This is a genomic window from Paraburkholderia terricola (assembly GCF_003330825.1).
In the GTDB taxonomy this organism is placed as follows: Bacteria; Pseudomonadota; Gammaproteobacteria; order Burkholderiales; family Burkholderiaceae; genus Paraburkholderia; species Paraburkholderia terricola.
Genome location: NZ_CP024941.1, coordinates 513174 through 526954, shown reverse-complemented (window position 1 = coordinate 526954; position 13781 = coordinate 513174). Strand labels below are relative to the sequence as shown.

Genomic DNA, 13781 nt, shown 5'->3' with positions numbered 1-13781 from the left:
GTTGTTAGTGGTCTATTAGCGTTGCCCCTGTGCGGGGCGGCACCTACTTTCTTTGCCGCCGCAAAGAAAGTAGGCAAAGAAAGCGGCTCACACCGCCAGTTCTGAAGCGGGTCCCCTGGCCTGGAGGGCGTAGTGGTGCATCTGGAATCCGTGTTCTCGCGCACTCCGCGTTCGTGACAAGGCAGTCATTCTTCCGGCGGCGCTGCGCGCGCCGTCGCGGTGCTTCGTAACACCTACACCCTGGTCGGCCGTCGCGGCACTTTGCAATACCCGGCACTCTGGTCGGCCGTCGCGGTGCTTTACAACACCGGGCACTTTGTTGCGGTCGTGGCGTCGGCGCGCATCGCGAAACTCGGCGCGGCTGTGTGTTTTGCGTTCGTCTTCTGTAGGGCGGTCAAATCGCGGGCGATGCGGTGCGCTCGCCGTCGCGTTGCGCGATCTGGCAGCGCGTGTTCCGGCGGCGTGTTCCGGCATCCGCGGGAAACCGCGCGGCCGGCGCGCCGCCGGTCCCACCCCGACCGCGTACAATGGCGCCTTATCTAACGCCTTCCGGCAACTCAATGTCCTTCGATTTCTTCCTCCCCTGCCCACGCGGCCTTGAAGCCTCGCTCGCGGCCGAACTCGCCGAAATTGCCGCGCAACACCTGAACGGCGCGCCGTTTACGGCAGGCGCGCAAGTGCCGGGCGGCGTTCATTTCCGCGGCGGCTGGGCCGCCGGCATGGCCGCCAATTTGCATTCGCGCATCGCGAGCCGCGTGCTGCTGAAGATCGCGCATCGGCCCTATCGCAGCGAGCAGGACGTGTACGCGCTTGCCGTCGAACAGCGTTGGGAGCAGTGGTTCTCCGCGAACGAAACGCTGCGCGTGGACGTCACCGCGATCAAATCGCCGCTGCGTAGCCTCGAATTCACGACGCTGCGCGTCAAGGACGCAATCTGCGACCGTCTGCGTGAAGTCAGCGGCGCGCGACCGAGCATCGACACCGGCATGCCCGACGTGCGCGTGTTCGCGTTCCTCACGGCCACCGATTGCACGCTCTACCTCGACACCTCGGGCGATCCGCTTTTCAAGCGCGGCTGGCGCCTCGACAAGGGCGCGGCGCCCCTGCGCGAAAATCTGGCGGCGGGCATCCTGCGTCTGACGGGTTGGACCGCCGGCACGCCGCTCTACGATCCGATGTGCGGCAGCGGCACCTTCCTCGCGGAAGCCGCCCAAGTGGCGTTGAATATCGCACCGGGCGCTGAACGCCGCTTCGGCTTCGAAAAGCTCAAGCAATTCGACGCCAGGACCTGGCAAACGCTGAAGGCCGCCGCGCTCGACGCGAAGCAGGCGGCCCGCAATTCGCGCGCCGATATCCAGATCTACGGCAGCGATATTTCCGGCGACATGCTCGACAAGGCGCGCGCGAACTTCCAGCGCGCCGGTTTGCCGACCATTCCGCTCAAGCAGGTCGACGCGCGCGGCATGACGCCGCCGAGCGCGGAGCCCGGCATCCTCGTTGCGAATCCGCCGTATGGCGAACGGATCGAAGTGCGCGGCCGCAATGCGCGTGGCGAAATCCGCGAACGCGGTAATCGCGAGAACCGCGACGACGACGGTTTCCGTCGCGCCCAGGAAGAAGCACCTGACAGCGAGTTTTTCCAGTCGCTCGGCGACGCGCTGAAGCAGCGCTTCACCGGCTGGCATGCGTTCATTCTCACGTCGGATCGCAAGCTGCCCGGGCAGTTGCGTCTGCGTGAATCGACCAAGACGCCGCTCTTTAACGGCGCGCTCGAATGCCGGCTGTTCCGTTTCGATTTGATCGCGGGCAGCGTGCGGCAGCGGCCGCAAAGCGATACGCCGGCGCAATGACGCAGCGATTGCGCGTCGAACCAGCGAACGCGGACCTAGGTCCGCGTTTTTTTCGAGGTACTCCGGTTAGGACCGCGCTCACGATCGCGGCTCCTCTCCGCTCTTCCTGTTGCTTTCCGTCTCGCCGGGCGCCCTGCCGTTGCCGTCGTGGAATCCAATGAGCAAATCCGGCGACGCTCGCTCTTGGGTTGGCTTCGAGGCTCGAGGACATTCTTTAACGCCGCCGCGGAGCGCCGTCGCTGCGACGCGCCGATCCTCTGCTCTTCCTGTGCGCTGAAATCTGCCGCGATGCGGTTGTATGCGGCGGGCAATCGGTCGCGCATGTCCCCCGCCGTCAGCAATTCGCCATAGCGGACTGCGCCGTCGTACTCGACGTAGGTCGAGCTATTGGATGAGAGGTGGTGGGCGACGGGGCTCGTCGATGCGAGTTCTGCCTGAGCCGGTTAGAACTGCGCGGTGAGTTGGAAGCCCACCGTCACGCGCGCGGTGGGAAAGCCGGACGGCTTGTAGATCGGCGTTGCCGCGAACAGGTCATACGCGAGTCCCGCGTACTTCGCCGGTATGCCGCCACGGATACCGATGACCGCGCCCGCCAGTTGCGTTCCCGCCAGGAATGCCGTATTCGGGCCGAACACGCGCCCATAGTCGATGCCCGCGTATAGCGACTGTCCTGTCTGCCCGATCGGCATCTGCAGTTCGTTGCGCCAGTAAAAACCTTTCTCCGCCGCCAGCATCGTTTCACCGTCGAAGCCGCGCACCGTGTAGCGGCTGCCGATGGTCAGGTCGTCCAGGTAGAACAGCGTGTCGTTCGTGAACTGGCCGTGAAGCGTCGTCACGTAGCGGAAGTTCTGTTTCGCAACGGAGAACGGCACCGACAGGTTCGCGTCGAGCACGGTCATGTGGAAGCGGTAGGTGGGGCCGCCCGGATACGGGTCCGGCGTCGCGCCGAGTCCGCCGATACCTTGACGGTAGGCGAGCGTGCCGTCGAACTGCGATGCGCCGAAGTAATGGCGATCGGTCAGGCCCGCTTCGATGAAGGTGTTGTTGCGCCGCTGCGTCGGAATGCTCGCGTCATTGATGAAGCTTTCGCCGAAGCGCTTCGAAAGCTGGAACTCGACGCCGAACACGTCGTTCTGGCTGCGGCTCAGTACACGCGTGAGACGTAGCGCGGTTGTCTGCGCGTTGCCGCTCGACACGAATGTCTCGTTCGCGCCGGCGAGAGGCTGGTAGTAGGTGTTCGTGCTGCCCGACAGGGTTGCCGTCCAGTAGCCCCACGGCACCGAGTACGAACCGTTGAAACCGTGCGAACCGAGCGACTTGTTATGCAACGACAGGTCCTGGTTCGCGCCGACCGTGAACACGTCGTTCAGGCCGAGCGGGTTGTAGATGCCGAGGCTCACGTTGCCCTGCCATTTGCCCGTCGCTTCCGTGCCGGAGTTATCGACCGATGCGACGAACGTCCAGGGCTTCGAGCGCTTCACGCTCACCACGACATCGCTTTCGCCCGGCGTGTCGGTCGGTTCGATTTTCATGTCCACGTCCTGCGAGGCGACGCGCTTCATCTGCTCGAGTCCCTGTTCGAGATCGCGCAGGTTCAGCAGGTCGCCGTTGTTCGCGGGGAATGCGGTTTTCCATGTGCCACGCGTCTCAGGATCGGCGAAGCGGATCTGGCGCACGACGCCTGGCACGAGAGCGAAGGCCAGTGTTCCGGTTGACAGGTCCTGTTGTGGGACGAGTACGCGTGTGGTGATGTAGCCGCGTGAAAGGATCGTCTGCTGCAATCCTTTCGCGAGCGTGTCGATGCCGCCCTTGCCGACGCACTGGCCCCGGTAGTGGTCGAGCCATTCGCGCGCGAAGGCGAAGCGGTCGAGCGGCAGCGCCGACGCGCCGTGCTTGCGCACGCTATCGGGCAGGGTCGCCGGGACGTCGAGCGTGAACGACTCGATGCGGAAGCAGGGTTCTTCATGCGGCAGTTCGGGATACACGCCGGCCTTCGGTACGGTCGAGCGCACCGCAGGCGCGTTGATGGTCTTCTCGCGTTCCTGCGCCTCGCGCTGCTGCTGGACCTGCTGGTTCTGTTCGGCGTTCGCGCGGGCTGCTGTGGCGATGTCGGCGGGAGTCGGCGCGTGCTGCGCGTGAACAGCCTGACCCGCCAGCGAGGCAGAGGCTATCAACGGCAGAAGCGATAGCCTCTTGCTGATTTTCATTGTTGTTCCAATCTTTTGATTCTGTTCGTTACGCGGGCGAAGCGAACATTCGTCCCACCAGCGTGTAATTGCCGGTTGAAGTGATCCACGTTCACACCTTCACGTGCCCGCAGTGCAACTGGATCGTCTAGAGATGCGGGTGACTCACTGTGGGCGCAAAGAAATAAATACCGAGCGCAACAACGACGAGAATCGTCAGCATAACGAGCAATAGATTTCGCCAACCTCTGCCAGTTGTTGGAAGGTCGCTTAGGCCCCCGCCTGTGCCCATGCCCCAACTGAAAGGTTCGAGAGCAACAAGAAGCAAAACGGCAATGACCATCGTCGCCTTCGCAATCGTAGCGAAGAACAATTCGGCAAAGCGGTAGGGCCACGTGGAACGATGCGGCCCTACCGGGGGACGACGAAATTCTGGATGCGTGATATTTCCGCCGCAATGCGGCCTCGTAGAAATGCCAAGTTGCTGCGCAGTCAGCTTGGCCTTCTATCATTTGCTGGAGTAGTTCACGGCTTATCAGCACGTTCGGATGCCACGAAGCCGGACAAACGTGCAATCCAGACCAAAAATACCGTTGCGCAGCCGAAACCCACCATAATCAAGATGCCTTCGAGAGTTAAAACCCGAGGTAAAACTTCATCGACGGAACGAGCCCATCCCGCTCGTAGTCCCATCGATACAAACGCGGATACCGGGATTCCAAGCGCACCACAAGCGAAGAATGTCCAGTAGCTCACTTTACGAGTCCAATATGCAATGAGCGGCATAACAATGGGCACAATCAGTCCGTACATCGCACCCGCAAGTACATCCTGTTTCATGATGTTCTCCAAATCATCTATTCTGCTCGTGCTGATTTATCGCTGCTTGAGCCGCCTTACCTGCCGCCTGCCCCTGTACCATCCCATTGAGGCGAATCACTGCACCAGGTATCGTTATTACATTCGTGAGTTTGTTTGGAATTTCCGCCCACTTGAACATCGAGGCACCAAAAATCCCATTCATTGCGCCAACTGTAGTAGCAGCACCAAGGCCCAATAGCGAAAAGTGTTGATCAAATGCAGTTCCGGCGTCGCCGCCTTGGAACTTCGCGATAGCCGCAGCAGCAGCTCCAGTAAATGTATACGCTACCGCGGAGACGGCCCCACCAGTGAGCGCCGCCGTGTAAAGCGAATATCCCGCCTGCGCGGCCTTGTACGCAGCGAGCGCCTCCGGTCCAGCAATTGCGGCCGCAGCAAGAGCCGCTGTTGCACCACCCACGGCGACCACGCCCATCGCGTTCTGGTTGACCGCCTGCGAAAGTTCGCCCTGCGCCTGGAGAACTTGCTTGTATTGCGCATCGGTGCAGACATTGCCCGCGCCGCAATAGCGGTTCACCAGATCGACCCGGATGGCATTGAGCGGATCGCTGCCCTTGCCGATTGCATTGCTGTCGTCGCAATGAGCGCCGTCGCACGAAGTGCTCCGGTTGTACAGATCGGTATTCGAGCCGGTGAACGCCCCCGAATTGCCGCCGACCAGTGCGCCAGCGCCATCCGCCAGCGCATTCGCCAGGACGTTCCCGAGCATGCGGTTCGTGTCAGCGTCGCCGGTCGGATTCGCATCATAGACGGCGTTGCTGACCTGGTTCAGGTTACCCGCTAGGGCTGACGACAGACCTGCGCCTGCCGCGCCTGCCAGCGCGTTGCCACCACCCAGGCCTGCGATCAGACCGCCGCCTGCCGTATGCAGCGCCACGCGATACGTGCCACCTTCGCCCCAGTTAGCCGCTTCCTGCGCGTACTGCGCGGCGAGTTCTGTGTCATTTGCGTCAAGGGCCTGCTGCTTGGCGGCCAAGGCATCTTTCTGCTTGCTGTCGGCATATTGCCCGATCTGCGTCGCCACCGCTTCGCCCGCCGCGCTCGACGCGTTCATCATGTCGGCCTGCCGGTTCAGCAGATCGTTCACGTCCGGCGTCCTTGCGACCGTGCCGTTGGTGTTCGTCGTGTCGCGATTCAGGCTGGCCGCGTCCTGCGTCTGGTGCGCACTGTCCGTGACATTGATCGTGCCCGCGCTGATGCCGCTCTTCGTCAGCGCGCTATCACTGCCGCTGTCGTGCTGGCTCAGCATCGGCGTGACGCCGCCCGCATTTCCGACCGAGGATACGCCTGTGCCTCTGGCCGGCGCACCGATGGACGCGCCCGCGCTGAACCCGCTGCTCGACGCACTGTAGTCCGAGCGGTTCTGTATATCGGAGAAGGTAAGCGTGCCCGTTGTCAGCGTGTTCCTCGACGCGTCGGCGTCACCGGCGATCACGGCCCCCTTGAGGTCCGTGTTGCCCTTCACGTTGATGTCGAACCCGCCCGAGCCCGCCTGAATGCCCGCCTGCTCGTTGACGCCCGCATAGTTGCCGTGCGCGTCGCCGTGCTGTGAACTGAAACTCGCGCCACCGCCGCCCTGGCTGATGCTGAAGCCGCCGCCCGAGCTTTCCTGATGCGCGCTGCTGACGGTCGTGTCCTGCACGCTTGCGACATTCAGGTTGCCGCCCACGCCAACGGAAATCTGTTTGCCGCTCACGTTCGAACCGATGATGTTCGTATCGCCGCCCGATGTGATGCTCACGCTGTTCGCACCATCGATGTGCGTATTGTTCTGCATCGCAGCGTCGCTATTCGCGTCGCCGTGCGCCTTCGACATCGACGCCGACACGCCAAAGCCCTGCGTGCCATACGAGACGCCCACGCTCGCGCTACTCGACTGGTTCGTGCTGCGCGTCGTGTCCGTATTCGTCGTATTGACGAGATTGACGTGATTCCTTGCGGCGAGAACCACGTCGTTTGCATTCACGTCCGAACCGGCAATCGTCACGTCGCCACTTCCCGGCGTACCGTTGCCTGTCGCGGCAAACGCGGCTGTGCCGCCCGCGCGCACGGTCGAGCCCTGCTGGGATGCCGAGTCTTCCGTGAAGGTATCCTTGCTGTGGCTGCTGCCGTAACTCAGTTCGATCTTCATGTCGGGCGCACCGCCCGCAGCCATTTCGCCCGCCGAAGCCACGCTCCCGACTGCGGCAATCGCGTGCAGGGCGGAGGCGCGGGAGTCTTTGCTATCGCCCGCCGCATGCGCCTGATCGACTGCGCCCTGCACCGCATCCACGAGTCCGCCCTTCACAGCCAGCGTAAAACCGCTCTTGCTAACCTCATGCACCTCGTCGTGATGACTAGTACCGGTGGCCGCATCGATGATCACATTCGCGCCCGTCCCCGTCACGTTGCGCGCCGCGATCAGATCGCTGCCCGTCACATGCAGGTCCGCCCCCGCGGACAGATTCACGCTGCCACCCGTGCTACCGACGAGACTCCCGTTCTGCGTCACCGAACTGTCGTGCGTCGTGTCCTTCTGGTCGACCTTGCCGTAGGAGATGCCGACCCCGCCCGAACTGCCCAGACCGGTTTTCACCTCCTGATGGAAGTGGCTGCTCTCACTCGTGTCCTGCGTGGTGTTGATGGTCAGGTTGTTGCCCGCCGCGAGCGTCACGTCGTGCGTGGCCGCGATCGTCGAACCGCTGACCGTCATGTCGTGACCGGCCGCGCCCGTGACCGTATCGCCCGATACCGTCGAGCCCTGCGCGATCACCTGGTGCGAACTGGCCGCGTCGGTCGTTTTCTGTTTCGACAGGAAGCCCGAACGTTCATCATGCGACCAGCGTTGCGAATCGTGCGTTTCGCCGACGCCGCCGATCGTCACGTCGCCCGTCGAGACGAGTCTGACGCTACCCGTGCCCGCCGCATCGGTGGTCACACTGGAGCCGAGTATCGCGAGATTGCCGCCGCCGCTCTGGCCGGCCGCGAGCGTTACATTGCCGCCCGCGCTCACATTCGAACCCTGCACCGACTCGTCGTATGACGAACTCGTGTGATGCGACAGGCTGCCGCCCATCGACCGCTCCTGATGCTCATGCGTGTCCTTCGCCGCCGTCACCGTCAGGTTGTTACCGGCGACCATCGCGACATCGCCGCCTGCCTGCACCGTCGCACCCGTGAACGTGGTATCGCGCCCTGACACGGTCGCGAGGTTCCCGCCCGCGACAATCGCACTGCCGAGGTTCTGCGTGACCCTGTCGTGTCCGCCGTTCAGCCCGTCGTGTGTCTGGACGTCCTGCGTGCTGGTCAGCGTGATCGTGCCGACGTTCAGGTCGCGGCCCGCCGCAATGGCGGCGTTGCCGCCCGCCTGGATCGTCGCGCCCGTCAGGTTCACGTCGCGCCCGGCTATCACCGTGGCGCTGTTCGTCGCCGAGATCGTGCCGATCGCGTCAACGCCGGTTCCCGTGACGCTGCCCGTCAGCGTGTTCGAGCCGAACGATTTCGACACACCATAGGTCTGCGTCTCATTGACGACATCGCGCCCCGCCTGCACGACGACGTCCCCGCCGCCGATCCGGCCGCCCGTGTTGCGCACGTCCTGGACCGCTGCGACAGCCGTCGCGCCCGCGCTGCCGATCACGCCGCGGTTCGTGATGTTGTTGCCGATGATGGTCGTCGCGAGATTGCTGCTGACGTGGCCGCTGTTATTCACGTCGCCGCTCGCGTTCAGGTTCACCGCATTACCCGCGACAAGCGCGCCGCTGTGCGCCAAGTCAACCGTGCTGGACTGCGCGAGATAGACCTGGGGCACCAGCACCGTCTGGTGCGAACCGTCCGGCAAGGTCACGTCCTGCGACACGAGCCACACCATGTCGGTGGTCAGCTGCTGCATCTGCGATGGCGACAGCGCAATGCCCGGTTCCAGCCCGAACGCCTTCGCATACGCGACGCCGTTGTTCATCAGCGCCGTATATTGCGCGAGATTATCCGTATAGCCCGCGAGGAACGTGCGGCCGGTCAGTTGCGTGACCTGGTCGCGCATCAGCCTTTCTTCATAGAGCCCGTCGCCCAGGCGCTTCTGGATCTTCTGCGGATCGAGCCCGAGCTGTCCGAGCATGTAGTCGCTCGATATGAATCTGCTGTACTGCGTGAAGCGCGGATCGGTGACCACCAGATAGGTGGCTCCCGGTGCCGTGTTGTAGGTGTACAGGCCACCGACTGGCAGTTTCAGGTTCGGAATGCCGCCCGTCGCGCCGCCGACCGTCTGTGGCCGGCTCGACTGACCGCTGATGGTGCCTGTCTGCGTGCCGTCAGCGCTACCGCCTGTGACGCCCGAGCCGGCAACCGTCTGCCCCTGACGGTTGACCGAATTGATGCTGATATCCCGCGCATCGGTCTGCACCGTCTGGTTCGACGTGGCAATCGCGGGCAGCGCATCGACGCTCGTCGTGCTCTGGGTGATGCCGGTGCCAATCACCTGCGTGTCGTTGCTGCCGCCGGTTTTCTGGTGCCAGTAGAACGTCGATTGCGAGTCTTGCGTGACGGTCTGCTGAAGCACGATGCCCGTATCGTCGACGCTGCCCCCCGTGGCGCGGCGAACCAGATCGCCGCCCGCGGCCATCGTGGACGACTGGTTGCTGATGCTGCCGCCGTCCGCGTTGATACGGATCGCGCCCTGGGCCCGGAGCGTTGCCGCGTTGCCCGCGCTGACGAGCTGGTCGGTCGCCGTGGTCGTCGTCGAGGTGCGTGACATCTCCACGTAGTCGTGACTGTCCGAGCCGAGGTCGGTTCGCACCACCACCTGGTCAGGCCGGATGTTCGTCTTCGGATCGTAGTCCGGCCACAAGGTAATCGTGTAAGTGCTGCCGTTGTCCGTAATGCTGTTGTAGTACTGCGTCGCGTTGCTGGTGATCGTGCGCGTCGCCTTGACGTGTTGCTGGCTGCAGAAATCGTGGGCGTTGCAGACCTCGACGAGCGGCGTCGTGGCGCTGATGTACGTGTCGGTCAGCGGCTGCGTGAGCGAGAGCGTCTGCTTGGTTGCGTCCAGATTGGCGACCTGCGATTTTGGAACCGTGACGGTGATCGGCGTCATTAACTTGCCGATACTCTCCCCGCCGATCGCCCCTGGGCTCCACCTCCACTGCGGATAGTCGAAACTGTCGTAGAAACCGAGGTCATCGACGGACATCCCCCCGGTCCAGAGCGTCAGCGTAGTCGAGCCCGCATCCTGCGGCGTGCCCGCCTGCGTGACAACACCCGTACGCACGTTACTCACCGTGCGCGCGGCGATGTCGATATCGCCATCCGCCTCGATGGTCGCGGCGCTGTTCGTGAGCGAGCCGGTCTGGTTCGCGAGCATGCCCGACGCGTCGCGCGTGCCGTCCTTCGCGATCTCCAGATTGCCGGCGCTGTAGATCAGCGCGCCGTCGGCGTTGGTGACGGAGTTCTGCGCGTACAGACGGACGCTGTTCGCGCCCGCGATCACGGCTGCGGCGCCGGTATTCCGCACGTCGTTCGCGTTCACGGTGACGTTGTTGCCGATGACCGTACCGGTGTTCGCGAGCGTCGCGCTGGAGGTGGTGACCGTGTCGCCTTCGATGCGTCCATCGTTCGTGAGCGTGCCCACTGCGTTCACGGTCGTGGACGACGAATTGATGTCCGCGCCCGCCGAATTGACGACGTTCGCGCCCGTCGCCGTCAATGCGCCCGCCGCCGCGAGCGTGCCGGCGTTCGTCAGCGTGCCGGTCGCGCTCACGCTCATGTCGCCATCGGCGTGCAGGTTGTTGGCCGCGCTGTTGGTGTAGTCGCCGAGGACCGCGAGCGACAGGTTGCGGCCCGCGACCATGTCGCCGTCGCCCGCTACCGTACCGCTTGCGGAGATGTCGCGATTCGCGCGGATCGCACCGCCCGCGTTCGACAGCGAAGCGACATTGACCGACACATCCAACCCGCCCAGGATCGCGCCACCGTCATTGATCACAGCCGCGCCCGCCTGGTTCAGGTTCAGCGCCGTGCCGCCGAAGATCGTGCCGCCCGCGTTGTTCACGGCCTGCATGACGTTCAGGTTCGCTGCGCCGCCCGCGACGAGATTTGCGCCCGCGTCGTTCGCCAGCGTCTGGGCGTTGAGCGTCACGTCGCCATTGCCGCCCAGCGTGCCGCCCGTGCTGGTCACGCTTGCGGCGGAAACAGTCGTCGCGCCGTCGCCTGCGTTGGTCAGCCTGCCCGCCGTGTTGTCGAGGCTCGCCGCCGTCACGTTCGCCACGCCGTGCGCGCCGTTGGCGGTCAGCGTGCCCCGTGCGTTCGACAGCGCGCCGCCCGCCGTCACCGACAGGTCGCCCGCTGTCTGCGCCGAGCCGTCCGTGTTGTCGATGCCGCTTTGAGCGGTGAGGGTCAGGCCGTCGTGGCCGTACAGTGTGCCGCTCCGGTTCACGATGTCCGAGGCCACGTCGACCTGAGCCGCTTTCTGCGCGGACAGCGTGCCGTGGGTGTTATCGAGGCGCTCCCCGCTGACGGCGAGCGCGCCGTTCGTCTGGAGCGTACCCGCGACGTTCGAGACCGCCGCCGTCGCGCTCACGTCAAGCGAGCCTGTGCCCGCGTGCTGGAGCGTGCCGCTGTCATTCGCGACCGACCGGCCCGACACCGTCAGGCTGTTCCCGTTCGAGGCGATCGTGCCGCCCGTGTTGTCGAGCGTGCCACCCGCGCTGACGGTCTGATCGCTTGTGCCGTACTGCGTGAGCCTGCCGCTGCGATTGGTGAGGTCGCCCGATGCCGAGACAGCCAGCGTATCGCCTTCGATGCCGCCGCTCGTGTTGTCGATGGATGCCGCTGACACGGTGGTCGCCGCGCCTGACAGCGTGCCGGCCGCATTGTTCAGTGCGCCGGTCGTGGTGACATCGAGCGCGCCGCCGGCGCCGATCGTGCCAGCGTGATTGTCGATGCCCTGCGCGCGAACCCGGGCATCGCTCGCCGCGCTGATTTTCCCCTGGTTCGCGAGCGTGCCCGCTGACGCATTCAACGCGCCGTTTGTGCCGATGGTGCCGCCCGTCCCGTTGACGAGCGCGCCCGTCGTCGTGAGGGTCATCCCGTCGCTGCCGAGCGACACGATGCGACCCGCGGTGTTCTCGAGCGAACCGGTAGCGGCGGACAGTGCGCCCGCTGCCTGGATCGTTCCGCCCTGGTTCGACAGGCCGCCCGCCGACGTGACGTTGAGTGCGCCGCCCGAAACGAACTGACCGCCGCGGTTCGACACGTTCGCCGCCGTCACCTGGACCGACCCGCCGGACAGGTTGCCGTGGTCGTTGGTGAGCGTGCCCGCTGCGCTCGCGTCGAGCGCGCCGCCTGCCGTCGTCGTCGCACCAGACAGATCCAGGTCGCCACTGTATGCCGCCAGCGTCAGCGTGCCATTCGCCGACGTGTTGCTGCCGGCGAGACTGACGGACGCGCCCTGGATCGTCGTGTTGCCGCCGCCTTCGTTACGGCCGGTCGCGCTGAGCGCGCCCTGGGCGGAAACCGACAGGTCGCCCGCATTGGCAATCGTGCCGTCGCCGTTCACACCCGCGCCGAGTGTGCCGGTCGAGGCCACGCTGCCTGCATTGACATTTGTGTTCTGCTGCGCGGCGAGCACGCCGCTGTTCGTGAGCGCGCCCGACGTGTCCGCCGTGACGTTCTGCTGCGCGTAGGTGGTGCCGCTGTTGTCGATGCCATCGCGAGCGGATACATTGATGCTGCCGCTCGCGTTGGTCTGCCCCGCCAGCACGAGCCTGCCCTGCGCGGTCAGGATCAGATCACCCGCCTGCGCCGCGAGCACGCCCCTGTTCGACACGCCGACGCCGTTCTCCGTACCGACGAGAACGATGCGGTTCGCGTACATGCCGCCCAGGTTGCTCACGTCGATCGACACACCCGGCGCCGGACCATCGCCCGCGATTGGGGTGGTCGTGAGCGTGTCGTGCCCGACCGCATTCGCACCCGTGACGACATTCAGGTTTTTCGCATGGATCGCCGCGTTCGCCTGCACCGCGCGCGCGATCAGATCGACCTGATCGACGTTCGACGCATTCAGCCCCGCGCCCTGCACGGTAATGTTGCCGCCCGTCACATTGAAACCCGTCAGCGAGCCGTCCGCTGCGAAGTTCGGCGTGCCTGTCGTCAGGATCGCGCGCGACGTGTTGATGAAGCCGCCGCCGTTCACGCTGATGCCCGAGCCGTTCGCGATCACGACTTCCGCGCGCTGGCCCGCGACTTCCAGATGCCCGTTGATCTGGCTCGCCGCGCCGCTGTTGACCTGGTTGACGATGATCCGCGCGGACTGGCCGGGGCCGAAGTTCGGGTTGCCGTTGATCATGCCCGCCTGCTGCGTCTGCACGATGGTCGGCGAGTTGTTCAGGATCGCGCCGCGCTGCTGCACGTCGAACTGGCCGTAGGTATTCACCGAAACACCGGCGCCGGACGGCCGGTTGATGTTCACCTGATCGAGGCCGTTCTGCGTCTGGATGACGGAGGGCGCATGCGCGCCACCGGGAACGATCTGCGCGCCCGAGATCGCAGGCAATGCGCCGAGCAGCGCCAGGGCGGCGAAGGCGATCTGCCGCAGTGTGAACAGCGCGTCACGGTCTGATGCCGTGCGGCGTGCGCGGATGCGCGTCTGGCCTGCGTTCCTGCCGGTCGCCGTGGCGGTTTCCTCGACGGCGACCAGCATGCCTCTCAGTCGGCTGAACACCAGCCTGTGCGTTCCTCGGTTCATTGCTGTTGCGCGAAATCAGTAACGGACCCGTAACGTAGTGGAACCCGACGAATACCACTGTCAAGGTTTGTCAACATCGGCCCGCGCGCAACACTTCACATCGAATCAACGTCGTCTGATTGACGGTTCTTCCAGCCCATGCGG

4 protein-coding genes are annotated in these 13781 nt (G+C 64.6%); 1 reads left to right on the top strand and 3 read right to left on the bottom strand.

Translation table 11 applies throughout. The features are described from left to right. The first annotated feature begins 560 nt into the window (after positions 1-560). Positions 561-1850, top strand: coding sequence for a THUMP domain-containing class I SAM-dependent RNA methyltransferase (locus CUJ90_RS02330; protein WP_114161893.1), 1290 nt, complete (start codon positions 561-563; stop codon positions 1848-1850). Positions 1851-2293: 443 nt separating this feature from the next. Here CUJ90_RS02330 and CUJ90_RS02325 read toward each other — a convergent pair whose 3' ends face one another. From CUJ90_RS02325 to CUJ90_RS02320, 3 genes are all read right to left on the bottom strand, one after another. Next, the gene (locus CUJ90_RS02325; RefSeq protein WP_114161892.1) at positions 2294-4057 is read right to left on the bottom strand and encodes a ShlB/FhaC/HecB family hemolysin secretion/activation protein; all 1764 of its coding nucleotides are present in this window, start codon (positions 4055-4057) and stop codon (positions 2294-2296) included. A gap of 504 nt (positions 4058-4561) precedes the next feature. Beyond that, the gene (locus CUJ90_RS32275) at positions 4562-4876 is read right to left on the bottom strand and encodes a hypothetical protein (protein ID WP_143326654.1); all 315 of its coding nucleotides are present in this window, start codon (positions 4874-4876) and stop codon (positions 4562-4564) included. Between the two features lie 13 nt (positions 4877-4889). After that, the gene (locus CUJ90_RS02320) at positions 4890-13637 is read right to left on the bottom strand and encodes a hemagglutinin repeat-containing protein (protein ID WP_114161891.1); all 8748 of its coding nucleotides are present in this window, start codon (positions 13635-13637) and stop codon (positions 4890-4892) included. Between the last annotated feature and the right edge of the window lie 144 nt (positions 13638-13781).